This window comes from Streptomyces sp. NPDC055815 (genome assembly GCF_053616475.1).
Window position 1 is genome coordinate 42717 of record NZ_JBSHDU010000030.1, and the last position, 23901, is coordinate 66617.

Here is a 23901-nt window from a genome sequence, read left to right on the forward strand (position 1 = left end):
CCCGCGCCTCAGGACTCCTCGTCCCCGCAGGCGAGCCGGAACTCCGACCACCGCACCCCGTCCGCCGTCAGCGCGTACCGACAGCGGGACCCCTCGCGCAGCAGGCCCAGCGGGGTCCGGCGGACGAAGTGCGTGCCGTCCTTCCGGTCCACGAAGGTGCGGCCGCCGTCCGCGCTCCCGTACCCCGACAGCTCCCCGGCGATCTCCACCCGGCCCCCGGGCCCCGGCACCGGCAGCCCCATCAGCGTCCGGGGCTCCTCGACCGGCCCCGTGGTCCACACCCGGCTCCAGTTCCTGCCCCCGTCCACCGAACGATGCAGCGCCCGCATCCCGTTCTTCACGGGATCACCGCCCGTCAGCTCCCCCATCTCCGCCGCGTACACCGCGTCCTGACCCACCGCCACCGCCGTGTACCACCCGGGCCCCTTCGCCGCGCTCGGCAGCCGAGCCACCGTCCAGCCACGGCCCCCGTCCCGCGAGACGGCGACCGCCGGACTGCCGGAGAGCGGGTCCGTGCCCGAGACCCACCAGGACCCGTCGGGCTCCGGCTGCTCCGCCGGCCGGGGATGCGCGCCAAGCAGCGGCCCCCGGGCGAGAGCCCGGCGCCGACCGTCCTGCGGCGAGACCACCACGAGCCGCTCCCGCTCACACGCGTCGGGCAGGGCCCCGGCCGGGGCGGCGCAGTCGGTGGTGAGCACGGCCCCGACGGGTATCTCCGGAACCGTGCCGACCGTGCGCCGGTCACCCGCCCGCCAACTCCGGCCGCCGTCCCGGGTGAACCACGTCCGCCCGCCCGGCCCCACGGCGCCCTCCTCCACCAGCGCCCGGCCCGGCCCCAGCACCAGCAGGTTCGCCGAGACCCCCTCGTCCCCCTGTATCTCGGGCAGCGGGGAGCGCCGCAGCACCCACTCCTCCACCCCGGCGTCCCGCACGGCCACGTGCTGCCGGCAGAAGCCGCTCCCCGGCGCCGCCGGCTCGCTCACGCACTCGGCCAGCAGCGCGAACCCGCTGCCGTCCCGCGCGAACCCCAGACCGTGCGCCCAGCCGGGCAGCCCCGCCCCGGACGGCATCCGGGGCGGCGCCCCGAAGACACCCGAGCCGGCACCCGTCGGGCCCGAGCCAGAGCCAGAACCCGAGCCAGAGCCCGACCCCGAGCCCGGCGAACCCGAAGCCGCCCGATCCGTCCCCGACCCGGATGGTCCCGTCCCCGACCCCGACCCCGTACATCCGCTCAGTACCGCCAACACCAGCGCCACGACGGCGCCGGCCGCTCCCGCGAGCCTGCGCATCGCTCGATCCCCCTTGCCCCTCGGGCGGTCCGCGGTGAACCGCTGCTTTCCATACACCGCTCGCCGCCCCCGGGTTCCCACCTCCGCGCCGCTACTTTCCGAGCCGCCCGAACTTCCGTACCGCCAGGGGGAAGAAGAGCCCCAGCAGCACCAGCGGCCACACCACCGCCGCCGTGACGTGCCCCGGCTCGCCGCCCGGATTGCCGAAGAGCTCGCGCACCGCCGTCGCGGTCGCCGACATCGGGTTCCACTCCACGACCGCCCCGAGCCAGCCCGGCATCGAGTCCGGCGAGGCGAAGGCGTTGGAGAGGAAGCCCACCGGCCAGACCAGGATCTGCACGGCCTGCACCAGCTCCGCCCGCCCCGCGACCAGGGCCAGGAAGATCCCGATCCACAGCATCGCGAAGCGCAGCAGGAGCAGCAGCCCCAGCGCCCCCAGGGTCGCCCCGGGGCCGCCCTCCGCCCGCCAGCCGATCGCGTACCCCACGCCGACCATCACGAGCAGCCCCACCGTCGACTGGAGCATGTCGGCGGCCGCCCGCCCCACGAGCACCGCCCCGTCGGCCATGGGCAGGGACCGGAACCGGTCGATCACTCCCCTGTCCAGGTCCCGCGTCACGGCCGTCATCGTGCCTTCGAGGCCGAAGACCATGGTCAGGGTGAGCATCCCGGGCACCAGGTAGTCGACGTAGTCGCCGTCGACGGTCCGTCCGCCGCCGACCAGGTAGCCGAACATCAGCAGCATCATCACCGGGAACACGAGACCGACCAGGACCTGCACCGGCTGCCGCGCCCAGTGGGCGAGTTCGCGCCGGGTCATGGTCCAGCAGTCGCTCACCACGTACGCGGCGCTCATGCCGCCACCTCCCCGGCCCGCGCGGTCAGATGCAGGAACACCTCGTCCAGCGTCGGCCGCCGCAGGGCGATGTCCTCCGCCTCGATGCCGGCCGCGCCGAACGCCCGCACGGTTTCGGCCAGTGCGGCCATCCGGTCCGTGACCGGTGCGCTGAGCCGCCGCCGGTCGGCGTCCACGCCCACCTCCGCCCGTGGCACGGGCAGCAGTCCGGCCGCCTCGTCGAGCCGTGCCGCGTCCCGGACGACCACGTCGAGGCGATCGGCCCCCACGCGCGCCTTGAGCCGGTCGGGCGTGCCGTCGGCGACGACCCTCCCCCGGTCCACGACCGAGATCCGGTCGGCCAGCCGGTCGGCCTCCTCCAGGTACTGCGTGGTGAGCAGCACGGTCGTGCCCCCGCCGACGAGGGAGCGCACCGAGTCCCAGACCTCCATGCGCCCGCGTGGGTCGAGTCCGGTCGTCGGCTCGTCGAGGAAGAGCACCTCGGGCTCGGTGATCAGCGAGGCCGCCAGGTCGAGCCGCCGTCGCATGCCGCCGCTGTACTGCCGGACGGGCTTGCGGCCGGTGTCCCCGAGGCCGAAGCGCTCCAGGAGCTCGCCGGCCCGTGCGGCGGCGCGCCATGCGCCCAGGTGGTGGAGCCGGCCGAACATCTCCAGGTTCTGCCGGCCGCCGAGCTCCTCGTCGAGGGCGGCGTGCTGGCCGAGGAGCCCGATCCGCCGCCGTACCTCGCGGGCCCCGGTCCGTACGTCGTGGCCCGCGACGCGCACCAGGCCCTCGTCGTGCCGCAGCAGGGTGGCCAGGATCCGTACGGTCGTGGTCTTGCCCGCGCCGTTGGGACCGAGCAGGCCGTGGACGGTCCCCCGTCCGACGGCGAGGTCGAGCCCGTCTAGGGCGCTCTTCTCCCCGTACCGCTTGCGCGCGCCCTCGACGAGGACCGCTTCCGATGCCATCCGTTTTCCTCCCGAAAGACCTTAGTCAAACTTGACTAGCAGTCGCCGACGGAGGACGGTATGCCCTTCCGGGTCATTAATCAAACTTGATTAGCTCGCGTACGGGTTCTCCTGGCCCTCCGCGAGAACCCCCACGAACGGGTCCCCCTCGCCCGCGAACACGTACGCCCCGCCCTCGATCCGCTCGATCAGGCCGAGCGTCCACTCCTTGCCCGCGTCCGCCGAGTGGACCCACATGTGCATGATCTCGCCGATGTGCCCGAGCTGCTCCGGGCCGCCCTCCGGCGTGTAGTAGTCCGTGACCGCCGCCCGCCACTCGTCGAGCGCCGCCACCCGCCGGCGCAGCAGCTCCGCGGCCTCCTCGCGGGGCAGGTCCACCATGAAGCCGATGGCCGCCGACAGGACGTCCATCTTCTGGTCGTACGTGGTCAGCGCCTCGCGCAGCAGCGCGAAGTACTCCTCCGCACCGCGCTCCGTCAGCTCGTACTCCACGCGCGGCGGCCCGCCGACGGCGCTCGGCGCGACCTCGTGCGCGTGCAGCAGTCCCTGCTTCGCCATCTGCTTCAGCGCGTGGTAGATCGAGCCGGGCTTGGCGTGGGACCACTCGTGGGCGCCCCAGTACTCCAGGTCGTTGCGCACCTGGTAGCCGTGGGCGCGGCCGTGCTGCTTGACCGCGCCCAGGACGAGAAGACGGATCGCTGACATGCCCCGATGTTAGTCAACCTTGACTAAGACGGGCCGGGAACCAGCGGTGTCCCGACTAGGCGACGCCGTTCTCCTCGGCGATCAGGTCGAAGGAACCCTTCCCGTCCAGGGACTCGCGGACGATGTCCGCGTGGCCCGCGTGCCGCCCCATCTCCTGGACCAGGTGCAGCAGCATCCAGCGGACCGAGACCCGCCCGTCCTTCGGGAACCAGGGCGCGGGCGGCAGCGGGAAGGTGTCGTCCAGGCTGGGAGCCGAGCGGACGAAGGCCTCGGTCTGCTTCGCCACGTCCTCCCAGAACGCGAGGACGTCGGGGATCGTCTCCGCGTCCACGAGCCGGAAGGCCTCGCCCCAGGTCTCCTGCGTGCGCTGCCGCTCGTTCGGCCGCTCCTGCGCCAGCCGCAGCCAGGTCAGCTCCACCTCGGCGACGTGCTTGACCAGCCCGGAGAGGCTGAGCTCGCTGGCGCTCGGGCGGCTCGCCGCCTGCTCCTCGGTGAGCCCGAGGAGCGAGCGGCGGAGCGCGGCGCGCTGCGCCTCGACGAAGTTGAGGAACGCACCGCGCTCGTCGCCGGGGGCCTCCGCGGGAACAAGGGCAACCATGGTGTCCGCCTTACGTAGCTGTGGCTTTCTTCGACAGGAACCACGCTACGGACCCTTGCGGACAGGTACTGTCCGCAACGCGGATCAGAACGGGAAGCGGCTCCGGCCGTGCTGGATCGAGATCCACTTCTGGGTGGTGAAGGTCTCCACCATCGCCTCGCCGTTGAGCCGACCGACGCCCGAGTGCTTCTCGCCGCCGAAGGGGACGATCGGCTCGTCGTGCACGGTGCCGTCGTTGATGTGGATCATGCCGGTGTGGATGCGCTTGGCGACCCGTACGCCCCGCTCGACGTCCCCGGTGTGGACGGCGCCGCTGAGCCCGTACGGGGTGTCGTTGGCGATCCGTACGGCCTCCTCCTCGCCGTCGAAGGGGACGATCAGCGCGACCGGGCCGAAGATCTCCTGGCTGAGGACCGGGGCGTCGGCGGCGATGCCGGTGAGGACGGACGGGGAGACGAGGTTGCCCTCGACCGTGCCGTGCAGGAGCGCCGTCGCGCCGGCGGCCACGGTCTGGTCGACGACCGAGGAGACGGCCTCCGCCTGCTGGGAGTTGATGAGGGGGCCGATGTGGGTGGCGGGGTCGGCGGGGTCGCCGACGCGCAGGGTCTTCACCTTCGCCACGAACTTCTCGGTGAACTCCTCCTCGAGGCGGCGGTCCACCAGGATGCGGTTGGCGGCCATGCAGACCTGGCCCTGGTGCACGAAGCGGCTGAAGACGGCCGCGTCCACCGCGTAGTCGACGTCGGCGTCGTCGAGGACGATCAGGGCGCTGTTGCCGCCGAGTTCGAGGACGGCGTGCTTGAAGTTCTGCGCGCAGACCGTGGCGACGTGGCGGCCGACCTTGTCGGAGCCGGTGAAGGAGATGACCTTCGGGACCGGGTGGGTCAGGAGCGCGTCGCCGATCTCGGCGATGTCGGTGACGACGACGTTCAGCAGGCCGGCCGGCAGACCGGCCTCCTCCAGGACCTTCGCGACCAGCGTGCCGCCGCAGATCGGGGTGTTCTGGTGCGGCTTGAGGACGACGGCGTTGCCGAGCGCGAGCGCGGGCGCGACCGACTTGATCGAGAGGAGGAAGGGGAAGTTGAAGGGGGAGATGACGCCGACGACGCCGACCGGGACGCGGTAGACGCGGTTCTCCTTGCCGTCGACCGGGGAGGGCAGGATGCGGCCCTCGGGGCGCAGCGCCAGCTGGATCGCCTCGCGCAGGAACTCCTTGGCGAGGTGGAGCTCGAAGCCCGCCTTGAGACGGGTGCCGCCGAGCTCGGCGACGATCGTCTCGGCGATCTCCTCCTCGCGGTCCTCGATGATCCGCAGGGCGCGCTCGAAGACGAGCCGGCGCGTGTACGGGTTGGTCTCGGCCCACGCGGTCTGGGCGCGCTCGGCGGCGCGGTAGGCGCGGTCGACCTCATCGGCGGTGGCGACGGTGATCGACGCCAGCTTCTCCCCCGTGTACGGGTTGAAGTCGATGATGTCCCACGAACCGCTGCCGGGCTTCCACTCGCCGTCGATGTACTGGTGGGCCAGGTCGGTGAAGTGCGACATGGTTGAGACCCCTCTACCCGCTACCTGCAGTGCGACTGATGTGGCGTCATCGTACTGATGTATCAGGAGAGTTGAAGGAGACCTCGGAGAAGGTCCCGGCTTTCGGCCGGATCCGGACCGTCCTTCTGGAGCTTCTCCATCACCCGCTGGTACTGGGCGACCTCCTCGCGCTTGTCGAGGTAGAGGGCGCTGGTGAGCTGTTCGAGGTAGACGATGTCGGAGAGGTCGGACTCGGGGAAGCTCAGCATCGTGAAGGCGCCGCTCTCGCCGGCATGACCGCCGAAGCTGAAGGGCATGATCTGGAGCGTGACGCCCGGGTGTTCGGAGATCTCGATGAGATGCCTCAACTGCCCCTGCATGACCGACCGGTCGCCGTAGGGGCGGCGCAGCGCGGCCTCGTCGAGGACGGCGTGGAACTGCGGGGCGCGCTCGGAGACGAGGACCTTCTGGCGCTCAAGACGCAGGGCGACGCGGCGGTCGATCTCGGCGCGCGGGGCGTCGGGCATGCCGCGGGTGACGACGGCGTGAGCGTACGCCTCGGTCTGCAACAGGCCGTGAACGAACTGGACTTCGTAGACGCGGATGAGGGAGGCGGCGCCTTCCAGACCGATGTACGTCTGGAACCAGCCGGGCAGCACGTCGCCGAAGCTGTGCCACCAGCCGGCGACATTGGCCTCGCGGGCGAGTCCGAGGAGCGCGCCGCGCTCGGCCTCGTCCCCGACCCCGTAGAGGGTGAGCAGATCCTCGACGTCCCTGGCCTTGAAGCTCACCCGTCCCAACTCCATACGGCTGATCTTGGATTCGGACGCACGGATCGAATAACCGGCAGCCTCACGGGTGATCCCGCGCGACTCGCGCAGCCGCCTCAGCTGGGAGCCCAGCAGGATGCGCCGCACCACGCTCCCGCTCGCTCCGCTCGATTCGCCTGCGGTCACGGCTCTTCGCCTCCCCTTTACGGTGTCGAGCCCCCGTCGAGCCCCGGATTCTGCCATCAAACGCTTCAGCGCGTACACATTCGATTACGGAAAGGCGGCGAGTTCCGGGCATCCACGCTTACATCGCGGGCACAGTGCGTGCGGATCCGGGGAAGTTCCCCTCATCGTGTGGACGACTTATGCACAGATTCGGCACGTGGACGGACAGGTCCGGCGCGTGCACGTGCATCTGCCCTTGCATCCAGTGCACGCATTCGGAACCATGGAGCCCGCGCAGCCGCGTACTCGTTCGTGTTGTCGTGTTGTCGCACCACAGTCGCGATTCCCGGGAGTGCCTCGCATGGGGACGAATGGATCGACCGTGCTCGAGCCGTTACGGCAGGGCCTACCGCCGATCGATCCCGGCGCCGTCTCCACCTCCGCCTCCTGCGCCCTGCCCGCCCGGTACGAAGCCGTGCGCGGGGCCCGCAAGTTCACCAGCGCGACGCTCGACCGCTGGGAGCTGACGGAGCGCTTCGACGACGTGGCGCTGGTCGTCTCCGAGCTCGTCACCAACGCGCTGCGTCACGCGGTGCCCGCCGACGCGCCGCAGGAGGACGGCCAGAACCCGCCGGTCCGGCTGCACCTGATGCGCTGGGCCTCGCGCCTGGTGTGCGCCGTGCGCGACCCCAGCCGGGAGAGCCCGGAGGCGCGCGGCGGCGAGGAGGACTTCGCCGCCGAGTCGGGGCGCGGTCTGTTCCTGGTGGACTCGTTCAGCGACAGCTGGGGCTGGCACCCGCTCGCCGGCACGCTCCAGGGCAAGGTGGTGTGGGCGCTGTTCCGGATCGGACCGGAGTAGCGCGACCGAGCACGGGAAGGGCCCCGACGGCAACCGTCGGGGCCCTTCTCGCGTCTCAGTCACCGTCACACCAGGTGGTCGAACTCCCCGTCCTTGACGCCCAGCAGGAGAGCCTCGATCTCCGCGGGCGTGTAGACGAGAGCGGGCCCGTCGGGGTGGCGCGAGTTGCGCACGGCGACGTCACCGCCCGGCAGCTTGGCGAACTCCACACAGGATCCCTGGGAGTTGCTGTGCCGGCTCTTCTGCCACACGACTCCTCGCAGCTCCGTGGCCGCCATGCCGTTGTACGCGTGATGCGCATGATGCACTGGTAGCTCCCCGAGTTGCTTGGTGCAGGTGTCAACTTCCTCGGATCATAGCTGTGTTCATATGCGGATGCATGAGCAGATGCACGTGCACAAGGGGTGGCGTAGCGACTACGCGACTGAGCGTGCTACCGACTGGTAGAGCGTTACTGACATCCCATCATCTGAGGTCAGGCGCCCCGAGGGGCGCCTGGGAGCATCAGCGCGCCTCGCGCCGTCCGTAGCGCTTCTCGAAGCGCTCGACGCGGCCGGCGGTGTCGAGCACACGCGCGGTGCCGGTGTAGAAGGGGTGGCTCGCCGAGGAGATCTCCACGTCGACGACGGGGTAGGTGCGGCCGTCCTCCCACTCCACGGTCTTCTCGCTGGCGAGAGTGGACCGGGTGAGGAAGGCGAAGCCGCCGGCCTTGTCGCGGAAGACGACGGGCTCGTACGTGGGGTGGATGCCGGGCTTCATGGTCAGCGCTCCTCTCGGAAGTCGACGTGCCGGCCGGCGACCGGGTCGAACTTGCGCAGGGTGAGCCGGTCGGGGTCGTTGCGGCGGTTCTTGCGGGTGACGTAGGTGAATCCGGTTCCGGCGGTGGAGCGGAGCTTGACGACGGGTCGGAGTTCATTGCGTGCCATGCTGTGCAGAGTAAATGAAAATGAATCCCATTGCCAATAGTTCGATGGAGAGGTACGTCACCCCCAGGCGGCGGCCCCGGCGCCCGGCCCCGACCGCCCCGACCGCCCCGACCGCCCCGGCCCGGGTGGCTTCGTCAAGCCGGGAGGTGGGCGAGGCGCGCGCCCGCACGGTCGTAGAGCGTGACCCCGGCCCGCCCGTCCCCCGGGCCGGTGCGCGCGAACCAGACGCCCCAGCCCGGGCGGCCCGGCAGTTCAAGGAGCGTGGCGAGGACGGTGCGCCCCCCGGCGTCGGTGAGTTCGACCCGGCCCGCCGCCCGGGTCCCGTAGTAGACGCCCGAGTGGAACGTCCCGGCCGGGCCGCCCTCGGTCTGGTGGCTGACGCCGGGCTGCGAGCGGTCGAGGTTCCCGTCGACCACGCTGCGGAAGTTCTCGTAGCCGTCCGGGCCCGTCCAGTGCTTGCCGTCCCCCGTCAGCCAGACCTTCCACCCCTCTCCCGCATCCACCCGCTCCCCCGCGGCCACGAGCCGGACCGGAGGCGGGGTCCGCGTCGGGGCGACCGCCGGTGCCGAGGTCCGGACGGCGGTCGGCGGGGCGGCGACGGGCGCGGGGGCCGGCGGGGACGGCCGTACGGGAACGAGGGCGACGACCGCCGCCACGGCCGTCGCCGTTCCGAGCACCGCGAGCGCCGACAGGCCCGCGGTCCTGCGCCGCCGCCACGCGCGGCCCGCGCGCCGGACGGCGGCCAGCGGCACCGGGCCCGGGGTGACATCGAGAGCCACGCGCGCGAAGACGCCCCGAACCTCGCTCTCGCCGGGGCCGGACGAGGACGGGCCGGGGTCCGGCAGGGGCGTGGGGTTCATGGGCGGACTCCGGAAGAGGCGGGGACAGGGGGAAGCGAAACGGTGGTGGCGGCGGCGAGCCGGGGGTGTTCGCGCAGCGCCGCGAGACCGCGGCGGGCATGGGACTTGACCGTGCCGAGGGAACAGCCGAGCACGCTCGCGATCTGCGGCTCGGTCAGGTCCTCCCAGTAGCGGAGCACCATCACGGCTCGCTGGCGGGCCGAGAGGTCCGCGAGGGCGGCGAGGAGCCCGGCGCGTTCCTCGACCGCCTCCGCGTGGCCGGCCGCGGTGTGGCGGAGCGACTCCGGCAGCACCGGCGTGAGGAGGTGGACGACCCGCTTCCGCCGGATCCTGCTCAGGTTGTTGTTGATCAGCGCGCGGCGCACATAGAGGTCGATCTCGGCGCGGGGGACCCGCCGCCAGCGCCCGTAGACCTTGGCCAGCGTCGTCTGCACCAGGTCCTCGGCCTCGTGGAAGTCCCCGGTCAGGAGCTGGGCCGTGCGCACGAGGCGCGGCCAGGCGGCGACGGCGAACTCGGCGAAGCCGTCGTCCTCGTCGCCCTCGGTGGCGGAGGGGGCGGAGGAGACGGCCGGGGCGGACTCGTGCGGCACTGTCTCGGGCCTCGCGATCTGTCGGTGGGACACGGGGACGACGGGGCCCGGAGCGGGCCCCGTCACGGTGACGTACGCCGGGTCAGTACTTCCAGGCCGGAAGCTCGGCCAGGAGTGTGCCCGCACGGTCGTACAGCGCCACGGCCGGGCTGCTGGTCTTGGAGCCCGGCCCCGTCACGGCGTACCAGACGCCCCAGTCGGGGTGGCCCGGGAGCGCGACGAGGGTGGCGACGGTCTTGTGGCCCTCGGCGTCGGTGAGGACGACGCGGCCCGCCTTCCGCGTGCCGTAGAAGAGGCCCGAGTGGAAGGCCCCGGCCTCGCTGCCCTCGCTCTGGTGGCTGACGCCGGGCTGCGAGCGGTCGATGTTGCCGTCGACCACGCTGCGGAAGTTCTCGTAGCCGTCCGGGCCCGCCCAGTGCTTGCCGTCCTCGGTCAGCCACACCGTGTACCCGAGCCCGGCGTCCACGCGCTCGCCGGAGCGGACGGTGTGGATCCGGGTGGGGGCCGCGGCAGGGGTGACGGCCGCGGCGGCGGGTGCGGCGGCGGCCCTCGCCTGGAGAGGTGCGGTGGCCGGGGTGGTGGCCGGCTTCGCGGAGGTCTCCGTGGACGCGCCCACCGCCGACGGTGCCGCGATCACCGCCGCGGCCACGACACCGGCGGCCGCAAGCAGGTACTTCTTCATCCGGTTGCTCCTGGGATCTCGCGGGGCCGCGACCGTTCGCCGCCCTCATCCCTCTCAACTCCGGTCCGCCCGCAGCCGGATGACACCTCGTCGCAATCAGCGGCCGCGCTTCGACTCCGTCAGGGCCGTCGTGAGTTCCTCCAGGGTCTCCAGGAGCAGGACGGCGCCCTTGTCGAGCAGGAAGTGGTCCGGGGGTTCGGCGGACCAGGCGGTGACGGTCTCGCGCAGGTCGTCCCAGTGCGGCTCCCTGCGCTCCCGTACCTGCTTCGCGCCCCGTTCCGTCGACCGGTGCAGGGACTCGGCGAGGGTCGCGGCGGCGGGTACGGGCGGGGCGCCGCGCTCCGGCAGGTGCGCCTCCAGGAGCATCGCCACCCGGCCGAACTCGGCGAGCGCGTGCTCGGCCTGCTCCACCGCCGCGTGCGAGAGACCCCGGTGCCGGACCGGTTCGTGGGTCGCCCGGGCCACCGCCTCCTGCCAGGCGACGCGGGCGGCCCGGGTCTTCAGGAGCGCTTCCCGTACGTCGGGGCTGGCCGGCCCGGCCGGGTCGGCGTACCGCGCGGCGACGACGGCCGCGTACGCGCCGACCGACGCCAGCCAGTCCGCGAGCCGGCCGCGCAGCCGGGGCGTCTCCCAGGCCGGGTAGACGGCGTACGACAGCATCGCGAGGACCCCGCCGAGGAGGGTCAGCAGGACCCGTTCCCGTACGGTCTGGGTCAGGCCCGCGCCGGCCATGCCGAGCAGGAAGACGACGTACGCGGAGACGAAGACCTGGCCGGCCGCGTACCCCGTCCGCATCAGCAGGTACATCCCGAACGCGCAGACCACCGCGAGCGCGGCGGACAGGTACATGCCCGGGTGCGCCGACTGCACCACCGCCGTCGCCAGGGCCACACCGACGAGGGTGCCGCCGAAGCGGGCCACCGAGCGCGCGTACGTCTGCGAGAAGTCCGGGCGCATCACCATCACCGAGGCCATCGGCGCCCAGTAGCCGTGCCCGAACGGGAGCCAGGTCCCCAGCAGGTAGCCGGCGGCCGTGACCGCCGAGACGCGGACCGCGTGCCGGAGGACCGGGGAGTCGGGGCGCAGTTCGGCGCGCACCTTCGCGAGGACGAGGGGGGCGAGGCGGGGCAGCGTCGGCCGGGCGCGGGCCCCTTGGGCGTACGGCTCCGAGGTCTCCGTACGCGGCTCCGCCGTCTCGACGACGTCGCCCAGCAGCGCCACCAGGCGGAGCGCCGCCCGGCGGGACGGGCCCTTGAGGATCGCGCCGGTGTCCGGGGTGCGGAGGGCGGCGAGCGCGGGCGGGGGCAGGACGACCGGCTCGCCGTGCCGGATCGCGTGCGCGGCGGCGTCCAGGACCTCGGCCGCCGCGCCGAGCAGCTCCCGCACCCGGGCCCGCTCAGGACCCTCCTCCGGCACGCCCACCGCCGGGTCCGCGAGCGAGGCCAGGACCGGGCGGATCCGCTCCGCGAGGCCCCGTGCGCCGTGCAGCTCCGCCGGGCGGGTACGGGCCTGGCGGGGCGTCACGGCGGCGGCGTTGCGGGCCGTCATGAGCGGTACGGGGTCGAACGGGGCGACCGGGTCGTGGCGGAGCCGGCGGGCGTAGTCCGCCTCGGCGGCGAGCGCGTCCGCGAGGGCGTCGCGCTGGGCGCCCCAGCGGCGGACCGGGAGGAGGACGACCAGGGCCGCCTGGACCACACCGCCCGCGAAGATCATGGCGGCGTGGCCGGCGGCGGTGGCGACGGAGGTCGGGAGGGTGACCGTCACCAGCATGATCGCCACGTTGGAGGAGGCGATGATGCCGGCGGTTGGGCCCGCGGCCCAGGCGAGCCCGGAGAGGAACGTCCAGAGGAGGAGCAGGGCGAGGAAGAGGCCGGTGTGGGCGCCGGTGAGATAGCCGAGGAACGTCGACACGGCGAGGCTGGCGCCCGAGGCGAGGGCGAGGGTGGGGCGGGGGCGCCAGGAACGCTGGAAGGTGGCGATGGCCGCCTGGAAGGCGCCGAAGGCGGAGGAGGCGGCGACGGCGGGGCCGAAGAGCGCGAGCGAGAACCCGACGACGAGGGCGAGGCCGAGGGCGCCGCGTGCCGCGACGGCGGGTTCGAGCCGCCGCCGCTCCACGGTGAGGCCGGAGCGGGCGGTCTCCTTCAGCGCCCGGAGCCAGCTCATGCGCAGAGCGTATCCGCGAGCTCCCCGAACCGGGCATTTCCCCCACTGCCCCCGGCGGCCTACGGCAGGTGCGGGCGGTCCGGGTGGAGACCGGCCCGGTCGGCGGCCGTCGCGCCATGGGTCCAGCCCGCCTCGTCCCAGGCCGCCCGGACCCGCGTCGTGCGGGTCTCCGGGAAGAGCTCGTCCGTGCGGGCGGTGACCGCCAGTTCCCGCGAGGCCAGGGCCGGCAACAGCGTCGGGGCCTCGGCCGTCACCCGGCGGGACGTCGCCGCGAGCCGGGCGCCGAGCCGGTTCGCGTACGCGAGGAAGAAGGACTGCCGGAAGGACTTCGTGCGCTTGCGGCCGCCCGCCCGCTGCTCCGCCTCCGCCCGCGTCATCGCCGCCGTCCCCTGTACGAGCAGCGAGGTGTACAGCAGCTCCACCGGGTCCAGGTCCGCCTCGAAGCCGACCACCGTCGAGAAGCCGTACGTCTCGTTCCACACCGCCCGGCAGTGGTTCGCCGTCGCCACCGCGTCCAGCAGGATCGCCTTCGCCTGCTCGTACGGCGGCTCCACCCCGATCCGGACCGCGCCCGGCGCCTCCGGGGACGGCGCGCCCGCCGCGAGCGTCGCCTCGTCCAGGCTGTGCCGGGCCATCAGCTCCTGGGCCTTGGCCGTCAGCGCCTCCGCCTCCTCCGGGTAGCCCGTCGCCTCCGCCTTCGCGAGCAGCGCCCTGATCCGGGTCAGCATCCGGGGCTCGCCCGCCACCGCCGGCGGCAGGGCCTCACCCGGCACCGGGCCGACCGCGTCCAGGCGCGGCAGCCGGACGAGCAGCCGGTACAGCTCCAGGACGGTCGTCGCCCGCGAGAAGCGGTCCGTCGGACGCCCCTCCGCCGGGTCCAGGTCGTCCAGCTGCGCCTGCCAGCGGTGCGGGAGCCGCTCGTAGGAGGCCGTCTCCGTCCTGATCAGCCCCGCCAGGAGCCGTACGTGCTCGTCCGACAGCTCGCGCCGCGCCATCCGCACCAGGTCCGCCGGCTGCCAGCCCCGCACCCACAGCGTCCGGACGAACTCCTCGCCCCGCCGGGCCAGTTCCGCGTCCGTGCCCGGGGCTGCGGCCAGCAGCGAGGCCGCCATGTCGAGGGAGCCGTCGTCGGTCGCGTACAGCGCCTCGAAGGCCTTGTCGATGGTGGTGCTCACGCCGTGCCCCTCGCGTCCCATTCCCCGCGCGACCGGGCGATCACCGCGCGGTGGTCGAGCGACCAGTCGATCAGCTGCTTGATCAGGTGCGTCATGCTGTGGCCTGTCTCCGTCAGCGCGTACTCCACCTGCGGCGGGGTCGTCGGGTACACCGTCCGCGAGACGAGCCCGTCCCGTTCGAGGCGGCGCAGCGTCAGGGTCAGCATCCGCTGCGAGATGCCGGTGACGAGCCGCTGGAGCTCCCTGAACCGCCGGGCCCCGGCCGCGAGTTCGACGACGACGTGCACCGTCCACTTGTCGCCGAGCCGGTCCTGGACGTCCCGTACCCCGCAGTCCTCGGCACAGCTGACCAAGGGCTCGGTGGTTACCTCCGTGTGCCCCTCTGACATCAATGTGCCTCCTTCCGCACGACCGTCCACCCGTTCACGATGGTCCTGGATCGTTCTCAACCGCTCCCGATCGTTCCCGATCGCTCTCGATGGTCTCAGCCGTCACGGCCCCTGGGGGAATTCCATGCTGCTCGTCACCGGCGTCTCCGGCGCCCTCGGCTCTCTCGTCGCCGCACGCCTCGCCGGCCGCGAGGACGTCGTCCTCGGCACCCGCGCCGGGCTTCCCGGCACCCGCCGGCTCGACTTCGACGCGCCGGAGACCCTCCCGGAGGCCTTCGCCGGCGTGGACACGCTGCTCCTCATCTCCGCCGGCTACGGCGAGGACGACGTCGTCGTCGCCCGCCACGAGGCCGCGATCTCCGCCGCCGAGGCCGCCGGTGTCCGGCACGTCGTCTACACGAGCCTCTCCGGCGACGGCGACCACCTCACGTATGCGCTCGCGCACCGCTGGACCGAGCGGCGGCTCCAGCGGTCCACGACGCTCGACTGGACGATCCTCCGCAACGGCCTCTACGCCGAACTCCTCACCTGGATCGCCTCCCCCGACGCCGAGCACCGCATCACCGGCCCGCTCGGCGAGGGCCGGCTCGCCGCCGTCGCCCGCGAGGACCTCGCGGACGTCGCCGTCTCCGTCGCCACCGATCCGGCCGCCCACCGCAACCGGGTGTACGAACTCGTCGGCGAGCGCGCCCTCGGCGGCGCGGACCTCGCTGCGGCCCTGGGTGCCGAGTACGCCCCGGGGACGCTCGCGGAGGCCCGTACCGCCCTCGCCGCCTCCGGGGCCGTGCCCTTCCAGGTGCCGATGCTGGCGAGCACGTACTCGGCGATCGCCCACGGCTTCCTGGACGGTACGGGCGTGGAGCGGGGCCACCTGCGGGCGCTGCTCGGCGGGCGCGAGCCCCTCGACGCGCTGGACGTGTTCGTGAAGGCCGTACGGGAGGGGTGAGCCGGGGCCGGGGGTAGGGAGGGGCGGGGGGTAAGGCCGGGGCCGGGGGTAGGGCCAGGCATACCCCGGGGACGCCCGCTGGTGGTCGTGATCGGGGCGCGCCGAAACGGTTGGCTCGAACCATGACCTCGAACCCCGCCGTACGGCTCCGCCGACTCACCCGGCACCACCGCGACGTCCGCGCCCTCGACGGCGTCGACCTCGACTTCGCCGCCGGCACCTTCACCGCCGTCATGGGGCCGTCCGGCTCCGGCAAGTCCACGCTCCTCCAGTGCGCCGCCGGACTCGACCGGCCCACCTCCGGGACCGTGGAGGTCGGCGGCACGGCGCTGGAGGGGCTGAGCGAGCGGCGCCTCACGCTGCTGCGGCGGGACCGGATCGGTTTCGTCTTCCAGTCCTTCAACCTGCTGCCCTCCCTGACCGCCGCCCAGAACGTGGCCCTGCCGCTGCGGCTGGCCGGCCGGCGGCCGTCCCGTACGGAGATCCGGGAGGCACTCGCGCGCGTGGGGCTCGCCGGCCGGGAACGGCACCGGCCCGGCGAACTGTCCGGCGGCCAGCAGCAACGGGTCGCGATCGCCCGGGCGTTGATCACCCGGCCCGCCGTCCTCTTCGGCGACGAACCGACCGGCGCGCTCGACTCGACGACGAGCCGCGAGGTGCTCGCCATGCTGCGGGAGCTGGTCGACCGCGACGGCCAGACGATCGTGATGGTCACCCACGACCCGGTGGCGGCGTCCCGCGCGGACCGGGTGGTCTTCCTGGTCGACGGCAGGGTCACGGCCGAACTGACGGCCCCGACGGTGGAGACGGTCGCGGCCCGGATGACGGCGCTGGAGACGGGTGGGGGTCCCGGCGGGGGCCCTGATGGGGGCCTGGGTGGGTGCTCGGGGGGCGGGCGGCCGGGAGGCGGCGGGCACGTGGCCGGTGTCGGTGTCTCCGTGGGGAGTTCCTCGTGCTGACCGTCGTCCTCTCCGGGATCCGGGACCGCTGGGCCTCCTTCCTCGGCGGGTTCGTCGCGCTCGCGCTCGGTGTCGGACTGCTCGCCACCATGGGACTCGGCCTCTCCGCCACTTTTCACGCGCCCGAGCGTTCTCCCCAGCGGTTCGCCTCCTCGCCCGTCGTCGTCTCGGGCCAGGACCGGCTGACCCTCGACGTGCGGCGCGGGCCCGACACCGTGCCCGTGGAGCAGTGGCTCGACCGTCCACAGCCTGTGGACGACGGACTGCTCCGGGAGCTGCGTGCCCGCTGGACCGTCACCACCTCCGGCGGCCCCGACGCCGTCGGCCTCGACGCGCCCGTCGCCGAGGTCAGGGCGCTCGTCGGCGACCGCGCCCGGGTCCTCACCGGGGCCGAGCGCGCCCGGGCCGACCCCGACCCCGAGCGGGACGCCCGCGCCCTCGTCGGCCTCAACGCCCTCCTCGGCACCTCCGGCGGCGTCACCGCCTTCGTCTCCGTCTTCGTCGTCGCCTCCACGTTCGCCTTCGCCGTCGCGCTGCGCCGGCGCGAGTTCGGGCTGCTCCGGACCGCCGGGGCCACCCCCGGCCAGGTCCGGCGGCTGCTCCTCGCCGAGGCGGCGGTGCTCGGGGTGCTCGCGTCGGCCGCCGGGTGCGCGCTCGGCGCCCTCGGCGGGCCCCTCCTCGCCCGGACGCTCGTCGACGGCGGCCTCGCGCCCGCGTGGTTCACGATCGGTGGGCCCTCCTGGCCCTACCACGCGGCCTTCTGGACGGGGGTCACCGTCGCTCTCGCCGGGGCCGTCGCCGCGTCCCGGCGCGCCGGGAAGGTCGGCCCCACGGCCGCGCTGCGGGAGGCGGACGTCGACGCGGACGCCCTGCCCCTCGGCCGGGCCGTGCTCGGCACGGGCCTGGTCGTGGCCGGGCTCGGACTCCTCGTCTGGACCTGCGCCACCGAGCCGTCCGCGCTGCTCAAGCGGAAGACGTACACGACCCTGCCGATGCTCCTGATCACCGGCGTCGCGCTGCTGTCCCCGCTCCTCGTCCGGCCGGCTGCCCGGCTGCTGCGGGCGCGCGGGGCGGTGGGGACGCTCGTACGGGAGAACAGCGCGGCCGCCGTCCGCCGTACCGCCGCCGTCGCCGGGCCCGTCCTCGTGACCGTGGCGCTCGCCGGGACGCTGTTCGGCTCGGCGACGAGCGTCACGCGCGCGAAGGAGGCCGAGGCGCGGGAGCAGACGGCCGCTGAGTACGTGGCGAGCGGCGAGGACCTGCGGCCGGTGACGGCGCCGCCCGGGGCCGTGGTGTCCGCCACCGGGGCGACGTCCGTGTTCGTACGGGACGGGGCCGAGGCCGTCGTGAAGTACGGGGCGCGGGCGGTCGCCGACCCGGCGGCCTTCGCGGAGCTGGCCCGGCTGCCGGTGACCGCCGGGGACCTGCGGGACCTGGACGACCGGTCGATCGTCGTGAACGAGGAGTTCGAGCGGCACCGGGTCGGCGAGACGGTGGAGGTGTGGCGGGCGGACGGGAGCGGTCCGGTACGGCTCCGGGTCGTGGCCGTCCTGGCGCTCGGGACCGGCGACAACGGGCCGTACGTCACCCGGGCGAACGCGCCGGGCGCCGCGCTCGACCGGATCGACGCGCGCGGGGGCGGGGCGGGGACGGTGCGGGCCCTCGCGGCGAGCGGAGGAACGGTACGGTCCGCCGCCGAGCGGGCCGTACCGGCGGGGAACCCCCAGAACCGCCTGGGCATGGTCCTGGTCCTCGGCATCGCCCTCGTCTACACGGTCATCGGCCTGGCCAACACCCTGCTCATGGCGACCTCGGTACGGGGCGGGGAACTGGCCTCGCTGCGGCTCGCCGGGGCGACCCGGGCCCAGATCCTGCGGGTGGTGGCGGGCGAGGCGGCGCTGGCGGTCGCGATCGGGACGCTCCTTGGCCTGGTGGTGACGGCGGTCGTCCTGGGCACCCTCGGAGCGGGCCTGGCGGCGCTTTCGGCCCCGGTGGTCCTGGCCCTGCCGTGGACGCAGGTGGGGGCGGCCGCGGGGGTGTGCGGGGTGGTCGCGGTCGCCGGGGCGGTGGCTCCCGCGTGGCGGCTCACGCGATGAGAGGCGATGGTGGGACGACGGGGCGGTGACCGGGGTCGGAGCCGGGTCACCGCCCCGTCCGCGCGTCGCGGGTCCGGGCGGTGCGCCGGCCCGTGCCCGTGCCCGTGCCCGTGCCGTGTGGGCAATCGTCCCGCTGGGGCGGGACGGGTGGGCACACGGGACGGCGCCCTTCAGCGGCGCCTCCGCGTTCCGCGCCTGGACCCGCACCCCGAGCGGCGGTGCACACCGGGTGCGGGTCAGGGCGCGGAAGCCTCGGGCGCCGGCAGGGGCGCCGTTCCGTTGTGCCCACCCGTTCCGCCCCGGCGGAACGCATGCCCACAACGGGGTGGGCACCCCGCCCCGGCGGAACGCATGCCCACAACGGGCGGGGTCAGGGCGTGGGCGTGGCTCGCCAGTCTCTGGACAGGATCGCCCAGATCTCCTCGTCGTGGCGCTTGCCCCGGTAGTCGTAGCTCTCCCTCAGGACCCCGTCCCGCGTCATCCCCAGCCGCCGCGCCACCGCGATGCTCGGTTCGTTGTCCGAGGAGACGACCCACTCCACCCGGTGGATGCCCCGCACGGAGATCGCCCAGTCGATGAGCGCCCGCGCCGCCCGTGTCACCAGGCCCTTGCCGACGCCCGCCGGCTCCAGCCAGCAGCCCGCCTCCGCCGTGCGGTCCGTCAGGTCGAACTTCCGGAGGATCACCGCGCCGACGAGCGTGCCCTCGGACCAGATGCCGTGGATGCGTCCGGTGTCGGCCGCCGCCCGCTCCGCGTACGCCCTGAGGAAGGCCCGGCTCGACTCCAGGTCCGTGACCACGTCCGGGAGCCCGTTCCGCGCGCCGATGAACTCCCGTCCCCGGTCCATGTGCGCGAGGAACTCCTCGGCCTGCCACGGTTCGAGCGGGCGCAGCTCCGCGCCGTCGTCGCCCAGGGACATCGCGTACATCGGCATCGCCTTCCTCCGTCATCGCATCGCTTACGGGATCAGGACGATCTTCCCCCGCGCATGGCCCGACTCGCTCAGCTCCTGCGCCCGCGCCGCCTCCTTCAGCGGCAGGGACTCGGCCAGGCGGACCGTGAGCGCGCCCTCCGCCGCCAGCCGGGCCTGTGCGGTGAGCCCGGCCCGTACCGCCTCCGGCGCCCCCGTGACGCCGGAGAAGACGATGCCGTGCTCCGCCGCGTCCGTCGCCGCGATCGTCACGATCCGCTCCTTCGCCGCGCCGCCGCCGCCGAGCAGTTCGATCGCGACGGGCAGGACCCCGTGCCCGGCCGCGTCGAAGACCGCGTCGACGCCCTCCGGGGCGGCGGCCCGCACCCGGTCGGCGAGCCCGTCCCCGTACGCCACGGGGATCGCGCCGAGCTCCCGCAGGTACGCGTGGTTGGACTCCGAGGCGCTGCCGATCACCGTGATCCCGGCCGCGACCGCGAGCTGCACGGCCACCGAGCCGACGACGCCCGCCGCACCGTGCAGGAACAGCGTCTCGCCCTCCCGCACCCGGAGCAGGTCCAGGACCCGCTGGGCGGTCTCGCCGGCCACCGGCAGGCTCGCGGCGGCCTCCCAGGAGAGCCCGGTGGGCTTGGGGGCGACGGTGCCGGCGATGGCGTACTCGGCGTAGGCGCCGGTCTTCGTCCAGCCGAGGACCTCGTCGCCGACGGCCACGTCGGTGACGCCCTCGCCGAGCGCGTCGGCCGTCCCCGCGAACTCCAGGCCCGGGACGGCGGGGAAGGTCGTCGGGTAGAACTCCTCGACCCAGCCGTAACGCCGCTTCCAGTCCACCGGGTTGAGCCCGACCGCGGCCACCTTGACCCTTACCTCCCCCGGGCCGGGCTCCGGCTTCGCGACGCCGGTCTCGTGGCGCAGCACCTCGGGGCCGCCGAACTCCTCGTACACGATCGCTTCCATCTCAGCCTCCGCTGCTGCCCGTTGTCGTTCGCTCTTCGATGTCCCCATCCTGCGCCGCGGGCCACCTCGCCCCCGCCCTCCCAACGGCCAGTCCCACCTGTCCGAAAGACGGGCCGTCAGCCGGCCGTCCCCGATTACGCTGAGCCGCATGGACGCGCTCACGCTGACCACCGCGTACGAGATCATCCGGCAGCCGCTCGGGGAGATCCTCCCCAAGGTCTCCGCCGCCCTCGCCCCCCTGGTCCCGCACGTGGACGCGGCCGAACTCTCCACCCACTGCGCCCACTCCCCCTTCAAGCGGCTCGGCGGTACGGAGCTGATGACCGCCGCCGAACTGGCCCCGCTGCTCGCGGCCGGCGTCCCCGGCGCGCCCTGGCAGGGGCGCGCGACGATCGGCGGCCGGGAGCGCGAGGTCGTCGCCGTCACCAGTCACGCGACCCGGCGCGGGGCGGTCCTCGTGCTCGTACGGGAGGACGGCACCGCCCCGGCCGACGCGGCCGCGCTCACCGTGGCGCAGGCGCTGTGGGACCTGGTCACCGGGCACTTCGACCGGTTCGCGACGGAGGCGGTGCCGGGCGCGCTGGCCCGCTCGCGCGCGGCGGCCGACACCCGCGCGCGGGTGATCGCCGAACTCACCGCCTCGCACGCGGCGGCGCTCTCCGGGGTCCTCGGAGTGCTGCGCAGCCGGGCCCTCGACGACACGACGGCCCGGACCACCGCCACCGACCTGGCCGCGTCCGCGCTGATCGAGATGCGGGCCGAGCAGCGGCGGGACCGGGCGCTGGCGGAGGAGCCCGCGGAGGACGCCTTCGAGCGGCTCGCGGGCGAACTGCGGCCGATGCTCCGGCACAGCAAGGTCCGGCTCGAACTCGGCGCGCCCGACTCCACGCGCTCGCTCGCGGCCGACGTCGCGCACAGTGCGCGGGCCATCGTCCGGTCGCTGCTCCTGATCGTCCTGGAGCAGGACTCCGTGCGGCGGGTCCACGTCGGCTGGCAGCTGACCGAACACGAACTGCGGGCCTCCGTGCGCGACGACGGCGCGGGCGGGCTCGCCCCCTGCGACCTGGGCGCCGGCACGATCCGCGACCGGCTGGAGGTGCTCGGCGGGCGGCTCGACATGGACGCGGTCCCCGGCTGGGGCACGACCATCACGGCGGTGATCCCCCTCGCCACCCCGGAGGCCCCGGTCGAGGCCGCCCACCCGCTGACCGGGCTCGGCGAACGGGAGGTGGAGGTGCTGCGGCACCTGGCGCTGGGGCACCGGAACCGGCGGATCGCGGAGGAGCTGCACATCAGCGAGTCGACGGTGAAGTTCCACGTCGCGAACATCCTGAACAAGCTGGGCGTCGACTCCCGCGGCGAGGCTGCCGCCCTCTTCCACGCGGCGGCGTAACCGTTGTGGGGCGGCGCCCCGCCCGTTGTGGGGCGGCGCCCCGCCCGTTGTGGGCATGCGTTCCGCCGGGGCGGAACGGGTGGGCACAACGGACGGCGCCCCTTGCCGGGCCTAGGCTCCCGCGCCCGAACCCGCACCCCTGGTGACGGCGCACTGGTGGTGCGGGTCCAGGCGCGGAACGCGGAGGCGCCGCGAGAGGGCGCCGTCCCGTGTGCCCACCCGTCCCGCCCCAGCGGGACGATTGCCCACACGGCGGGGGCGACGTCCACCCGGGCGCGGGCCCACACGGGGCGCGGGGCGCCGCCCAGCCGGGCGCGGGGTCGCCCAGGCGGGCGCGGGCCCAGGCGGGCACGGAGCGCGGGCGCGCGGGGCGCGGCGCCGCGCGTCGTTGTCAGTGCCGGGTGTCAGACTCGCGCGTATGAGCGAGAGGTGGGCGCTGGGCGTCGAGACCGAAGGGGACGGCGCGCTGCTCGTGCCCCTCGGGCCCGACGGCCGGCCCACCGCCCCCGTGCGCCGCGAGCCGGACCTCGTGGCGGCCGTCCGCCAGAGGCCCGACGTGGCCCGCTGGGTGTGGCGGTCGACGGCCGAGGTCTATCCGCGGCTCCTCGCCGCCGGCGTCCGCGTCGAGCGCTGCTACGACATCGAGGACGCCGAGCAGCTCCTCCTCAGCCACGAGGGCCGGCTCGGCGAGCCGCGATCGGCGGCGGCCGCCCTGGCGCGGCTGCGCAACGCCCCCGTACCCCCGGATCCGCCGCAGCGCGCCGCCGAGCCCGGCTCGCAGGACTCGCTCTTCGAGCCCCGCCCCACCGCCTCCGTGCCCTTCGAGGGGCTCCTCGCGGTCTACGCGGAGCAGCTGCGCCGCCACGACCGCGCCGAGCACCCGGGCCGGATGCGGCTGCTCACCGCCGCCGAGTCGGCCGGGATGCTGGTGGCCGCCGAGATGCACCGGGCGGGGCTGCCGTGGCGCGCGGACGTGCACCGGGAGCTGCTGGGCGAGCTGCTCGGCGAGCGGTACGCGGGCGGGGGCGAGCCGCGCCGCCTCGCGGAGCTCGCGGACGAGGTGTCGGCGGCGTTCGGCCGCCGGGTGCGGCCCGATCTGCCCGCCGACGTGGTGAAGGCCTTCGCCCAGGCCGGGATCCGGATCAGGTCCACGCGCCGCTGGGAGCTCGCCGAGATCGACCACCCGGCCGTGGAGCCGCTCATCGCGTACAAGAAGCTGTACCGGATCTGGACGGCCCACGGCTGGTCCTGGCTGGCCGACTGGGTGCGCGACGGCCGCTTCCGGCCGGAGTACCTGCCCGGCGGCACGGTCAGCGGGCGCTGGACGACCAACGGCGGCGGCGCCCTGCAGATCCCGAAGGTGATCCGGCGGGCGGTCGTCGCCGACGAGGGCTGGCGGCTCGTGGTCGCGGACGCCGACCAGATGGAGCCGCGGGTGCTCGCGGCGATCTCCCGCGACCCGGGTCTGATGGAGGTCGCGGGGCACCCCGACGACCTCTACACCCGGCTGTCCGACCGCGCCTTCTCCGGCGACCGCGACCACGCCAAGATCGCGCTGCTCGGCGCGATCTACGGGCAGACCAGCGGCGACGGCCTGAAGAACCTCGCGGCCCTGCGCCGCCGCTTCCCGCGCGCGGTGGCCTATGTCGACGAGGCCGCGAAGGCGGGCGAGGAGGGCCGGCTCGTACGGACCTGGCTGGGCCGCACCAGCCCGCGGGCGGTCGGCTCCGGTGAGGACGAGGAGGCCGGGCTCCCCCAGGAGTCCGGCGAACCGGAGCCGGAGAGCGGCGAGTTCGTCCCCGGGTACGCCTCGGGGAACGCCCGGGCCCGCGGCCGGTTCACCCGTAACTTCGTCGTCCAGGGCAGCGCCGCCGACTGGGCGCTCCTGATGCTGGCGGCGCTGCGGCGCTCCCTGTCGGGGATGCGCGCGGAGCTGGTGTTCTTCCAGCACGACGAGGTGATCGTGCACTGCCCGGCGGAGGAGGCGGAGGCGGTGACGGAGGCGATCCGCGCGGCCGGGGACGAGGCCGGGCGGATCGCGTTCGGCGAGACACCGGTCCGGTTCCCGTTCACGACGGCGACGGTCGAGCGGTACTCGGACGCGAAGTAGGGCCTGCGGTACGAGTC

General features: G+C 74.2%; 24 protein-coding genes. 6 read left to right on the forward strand and 18 right to left on the reverse strand.

Translation table 11 applies throughout. From position 1 onward, the window contains the following. Positions 1 to 8 precede the first annotated feature (8 nt). The 7 genes from ACWGN5_RS20265 to ACWGN5_RS20295 form a co-directional block, all read right to left on the reverse strand. Positions 9 to 1070: an exo-alpha-sialidase gene (locus ACWGN5_RS20265; RefSeq protein ID WP_453516950.1), complete on the reverse strand. Its 1062-nt coding sequence runs from the start codon at positions 1068 to 1070 to the stop codon at positions 9 to 11. 310 nt (positions 1071 to 1380) lie between these two features. Next, a complete protein-coding gene (locus tag ACWGN5_RS20270) occupies positions 1381 to 2145 on the reverse strand; it encodes an ABC transporter permease (RefSeq protein WP_453516953.1) in 765 nt (254 codons plus the stop codon). Beyond that, positions 2142 to 3092, reverse strand: coding sequence for an ATP-binding cassette domain-containing protein (locus tag ACWGN5_RS20275; RefSeq protein ID WP_453516956.1), 951 nt, complete (start codon positions 3090 to 3092; stop codon positions 2142 to 2144). The genes ACWGN5_RS20270 and ACWGN5_RS20275 overlap by 4 nt, the downstream gene beginning before the upstream one ends. A gap of 90 nt (positions 3093 to 3182) precedes the next feature. Continuing rightward, positions 3183 to 3797 carry a PadR family transcriptional regulator gene (locus ACWGN5_RS20280; protein ID WP_453516959.1) on the reverse strand — a complete coding sequence of 205 codons (615 nt, stop codon included), beginning with the start codon at positions 3795 to 3797 and terminating at the stop codon, positions 3183 to 3185. A gap of 55 nt (positions 3798 to 3852) precedes the next feature. Next, positions 3853 to 4395, reverse strand: a complete 543-nt coding sequence (locus tag ACWGN5_RS20285; RefSeq protein ID WP_453516962.1) for a DinB family protein — start codon at positions 4393 to 4395, stop codon at positions 3853 to 3855. An 84-nt stretch (positions 4396 to 4479) separates the two neighbouring features. After that, positions 4480 to 5937 (reverse strand): aldehyde dehydrogenase family protein, encoded by a 1458-nt coding sequence (locus ACWGN5_RS20290; RefSeq protein WP_453516965.1) that lies wholly within the window; start codon positions 5935 to 5937, stop codon positions 4480 to 4482. Positions 5938 to 5999: 62 nt separating this feature from the next. Beyond that, positions 6000 to 6872, reverse strand: coding sequence for a helix-turn-helix domain-containing protein (locus ACWGN5_RS20295; RefSeq protein ID WP_453516968.1), 873 nt, complete (start codon positions 6870 to 6872; stop codon positions 6000 to 6002). A 340-nt stretch (positions 6873 to 7212) separates the two neighbouring features. On the opposite strand from ACWGN5_RS20295, the gene ACWGN5_RS20300 reads away from it, so the two are divergent. Further along, positions 7213 to 7710 (forward strand): ATP-binding protein, encoded by a 498-nt coding sequence (locus ACWGN5_RS20300; RefSeq protein WP_369144947.1) that lies wholly within the window; start codon positions 7213 to 7215, stop codon positions 7708 to 7710. A 65-nt stretch (positions 7711 to 7775) separates the two neighbouring features. Here ACWGN5_RS20300 and ACWGN5_RS20305 read toward each other — a convergent pair whose 3' ends face one another. From ACWGN5_RS20305 to ACWGN5_RS20345, 9 genes are all read right to left on the reverse strand, one after another. Continuing rightward, positions 7776 to 7988, reverse strand: a complete 213-nt coding sequence (locus ACWGN5_RS20305) for a DUF397 domain-containing protein (protein ID WP_063992029.1) — start codon at positions 7986 to 7988, stop codon at positions 7776 to 7778. Positions 7989 to 8214: 226 nt separating this feature from the next. Further along, positions 8215 to 8469 carry a type B 50S ribosomal protein L31 gene (locus tag ACWGN5_RS20310; protein WP_453516971.1) on the reverse strand — a complete coding sequence of 85 codons (255 nt, stop codon included), beginning with the start codon at positions 8467 to 8469 and terminating at the stop codon, positions 8215 to 8217. A 2-nt stretch (positions 8470 to 8471) separates the two neighbouring features. Then, entirely contained in the window at positions 8472 to 8636 is a 165-nt protein-coding gene (gene rpmG / locus ACWGN5_RS20315; RefSeq protein ID WP_225801770.1) for a 50S ribosomal protein L33, read from the reverse strand. A 134-nt stretch (positions 8637 to 8770) separates the two neighbouring features. Next, positions 8771 to 9496, reverse strand: a complete 726-nt coding sequence (locus tag ACWGN5_RS20320) for a hypothetical protein (protein WP_453516975.1) — start codon at positions 9494 to 9496, stop codon at positions 8771 to 8773. Continuing rightward, entirely contained in the window at positions 9493 to 10086 is a 594-nt protein-coding gene (locus tag ACWGN5_RS20325) for a SigE family RNA polymerase sigma factor (RefSeq protein ID WP_453517098.1), read from the reverse strand. Before ACWGN5_RS20325 ends, ACWGN5_RS20320 begins: the two co-directional genes overlap by 4 nt. A gap of 82 nt (positions 10087 to 10168) precedes the next feature. Then, positions 10169 to 10768, reverse strand: coding sequence for a hypothetical protein (locus tag ACWGN5_RS20330; protein ID WP_453516978.1), 600 nt, complete (start codon positions 10766 to 10768; stop codon positions 10169 to 10171). Positions 10769 to 10864: 96 nt separating this feature from the next. Then, positions 10865 to 12931, reverse strand: a complete 2067-nt coding sequence (locus ACWGN5_RS20335; RefSeq protein ID WP_453516981.1) for an FUSC family protein — start codon at positions 12929 to 12931, stop codon at positions 10865 to 10867. 59 nt (positions 12932 to 12990) lie between these two features. After that, a complete protein-coding gene (locus tag ACWGN5_RS20340) occupies positions 12991 to 14127 on the reverse strand; it encodes a DUF2786 domain-containing protein (RefSeq protein WP_453516984.1) in 1137 nt (378 codons plus the stop codon). Beyond that, a complete protein-coding gene (locus ACWGN5_RS20345) occupies positions 14103 to 14495 on the reverse strand; it encodes a winged helix-turn-helix transcriptional regulator (protein ID WP_453516987.1) in 393 nt (130 codons plus the stop codon). Before ACWGN5_RS20345 ends, ACWGN5_RS20340 begins: the two co-directional genes overlap by 25 nt. A gap of 124 nt (positions 14496 to 14619) precedes the next feature. Between ACWGN5_RS20345 and ACWGN5_RS20350 the strand changes: the two genes are divergently transcribed. The 3 genes from ACWGN5_RS20350 (at position 14620) to ACWGN5_RS20360 (ending at position 18496) form a co-directional block, all read left to right on the forward strand. Beyond that, on the forward strand, positions 14620 to 15441 hold the full coding sequence (locus ACWGN5_RS20350) for an NAD(P)H-binding protein (protein WP_453516990.1): 822 nt from the start codon (positions 14620 to 14622) through the stop codon (positions 15439 to 15441). A gap of 122 nt (positions 15442 to 15563) precedes the next feature. Beyond that, a complete protein-coding gene (locus tag ACWGN5_RS20355) occupies positions 15564 to 16400 on the forward strand; it encodes an ABC transporter ATP-binding protein (protein ID WP_453516993.1) in 837 nt (278 codons plus the stop codon). Further along, a complete protein-coding gene (locus ACWGN5_RS20360; RefSeq protein ID WP_453516996.1) occupies positions 16394 to 18496 on the forward strand; it encodes an FtsX-like permease family protein in 2103 nt (700 codons plus the stop codon). The genes ACWGN5_RS20355 and ACWGN5_RS20360 overlap by 7 nt, the downstream gene beginning before the upstream one ends. A gap of 370 nt (positions 18497 to 18866) precedes the next feature. Here the strand turns inward: ACWGN5_RS20360 and ACWGN5_RS20365 are convergent, their stop codons facing one another. Together ACWGN5_RS20365 and ACWGN5_RS20370 are read right to left on the reverse strand one after the other, a co-directional pair. Next, entirely contained in the window at positions 18867 to 19424 is a 558-nt protein-coding gene (locus ACWGN5_RS20365; protein WP_453517101.1) for a GNAT family N-acetyltransferase, read from the reverse strand. A 30-nt stretch (positions 19425 to 19454) separates the two neighbouring features. Further along, a complete protein-coding gene (locus ACWGN5_RS20370; protein ID WP_453516999.1) occupies positions 19455 to 20381 on the reverse strand; it encodes an NADP-dependent oxidoreductase in 927 nt (308 codons plus the stop codon). A gap of 148 nt (positions 20382 to 20529) precedes the next feature. On the opposite strand from ACWGN5_RS20370, the gene ACWGN5_RS20375 reads away from it, so the two are divergent. Both ACWGN5_RS20375 and ACWGN5_RS20380 read left to right on the forward strand, forming a co-directional pair. After that, entirely contained in the window at positions 20530 to 21774 is a 1245-nt protein-coding gene (locus ACWGN5_RS20375) for a LuxR C-terminal-related transcriptional regulator (RefSeq protein WP_453517002.1), read from the forward strand. A gap of 418 nt (positions 21775 to 22192) precedes the next feature. Further along, positions 22193 to 23884 carry a bifunctional 3'-5' exonuclease/DNA polymerase gene (locus ACWGN5_RS20380; RefSeq protein ID WP_453517004.1) on the forward strand — a complete coding sequence of 564 codons (1692 nt, stop codon included), beginning with the start codon at positions 22193 to 22195 and terminating at the stop codon, positions 23882 to 23884. The last annotated feature ends 17 nt before the right edge of the window (positions 23885 to 23901 follow it).

Coding starts and splice junctions, on each gene's coding strand:
- ACWGN5_RS20265 (WP_453516950.1), bottom strand. CDS start 1,070: ATGCCGTCCGGGGCGGGGCTGCCCGGCTGGGCGCACGGTCTGGGGTTC.
- ACWGN5_RS20270 (WP_453516953.1), bottom strand. CDS start 2,145: ATGAGCGCCGCGTACGTGGTGAGCGACTGCTGGACCATGACCCGGCGC.
- ACWGN5_RS20275 (WP_453516956.1), bottom strand. CDS start 3,092: ATGGCATCGGAAGCGGTCCTCGTCGAGGGCGCGCGCAAGCGGTACGGG.
- ACWGN5_RS20280 (WP_453516959.1), bottom strand. CDS start 3,797: ATGTCAGCGATCCGTCTTCTCGTCCTGGGCGCGGTCAAGCAGCACGGC.
- ACWGN5_RS20285 (WP_453516962.1), bottom strand. CDS start 4,395: ATGGTTGCCCTTGTTCCCGCGGAGGCCCCCGGCGACGAGCGCGGTGCG.
- ACWGN5_RS20290 (WP_453516965.1), bottom strand. CDS start 5,937: ATGTCGCACTTCACCGACCTGGCCCACCAGTACATCGACGGCGAGTGG.
- ACWGN5_RS20300 (WP_369144947.1), top strand. CDS start 7,213: ATGGGGACGAATGGATCGACCGTGCTCGAGCCGTTACGGCAGGGCCTA.
- ACWGN5_RS20305 (WP_063992029.1), bottom strand. CDS start 7,988: ATGGCGGCCACGGAGCTGCGAGGAGTCGTGTGGCAGAAGAGCCGGCAC.
- ACWGN5_RS20310 (WP_453516971.1), bottom strand. CDS start 8,469: ATGAAGCCCGGCATCCACCCCACGTACGAGCCCGTCGTCTTCCGCGAC.
- rpmG (WP_225801770.1), bottom strand. CDS start 8,636: ATGGCACGCAATGAACTCCGACCCGTCGTCAAGCTCCGCTCCACCGCC.
- ACWGN5_RS20320 (WP_453516975.1), bottom strand. CDS start 9,496: ATGAACCCCACGCCCCTGCCGGACCCCGGCCCGTCCTCGTCCGGCCCC.
- ACWGN5_RS20330 (WP_453516978.1), bottom strand. CDS start 10,768: ATGAAGAAGTACCTGCTTGCGGCCGCCGGTGTCGTGGCCGCGGCGGTG.
- ACWGN5_RS20335 (WP_453516981.1), bottom strand. CDS start 12,931: ATGAGCTGGCTCCGGGCGCTGAAGGAGACCGCCCGCTCCGGCCTCACC.
- ACWGN5_RS20340 (WP_453516984.1), bottom strand. CDS start 14,127: ATGGGACGCGAGGGGCACGGCGTGAGCACCACCATCGACAAGGCCTTC.
- ACWGN5_RS20345 (WP_453516987.1), bottom strand. CDS start 14,495: ATGTCAGAGGGGCACACGGAGGTAACCACCGAGCCCTTGGTCAGCTGT.
- ACWGN5_RS20350 (WP_453516990.1), top strand. CDS start 14,620: ATGCTGCTCGTCACCGGCGTCTCCGGCGCCCTCGGCTCTCTCGTCGCC.
- ACWGN5_RS20355 (WP_453516993.1), top strand. CDS start 15,564: ATGACCTCGAACCCCGCCGTACGGCTCCGCCGACTCACCCGGCACCAC.
- ACWGN5_RS20365 (WP_453517101.1), bottom strand. CDS start 19,424: ATGTACGCGATGTCCCTGGGCGACGACGGCGCGGAGCTGCGCCCGCTC.
- ACWGN5_RS20370 (WP_453516999.1), bottom strand. CDS start 20,381: ATGGAAGCGATCGTGTACGAGGAGTTCGGCGGCCCCGAGGTGCTGCGC.
- ACWGN5_RS20375 (WP_453517002.1), top strand. CDS start 20,530: ATGGACGCGCTCACGCTGACCACCGCGTACGAGATCATCCGGCAGCCG.
- ACWGN5_RS20380 (WP_453517004.1), top strand. CDS start 22,193: ATGAGCGAGAGGTGGGCGCTGGGCGTCGAGACCGAAGGGGACGGCGCG.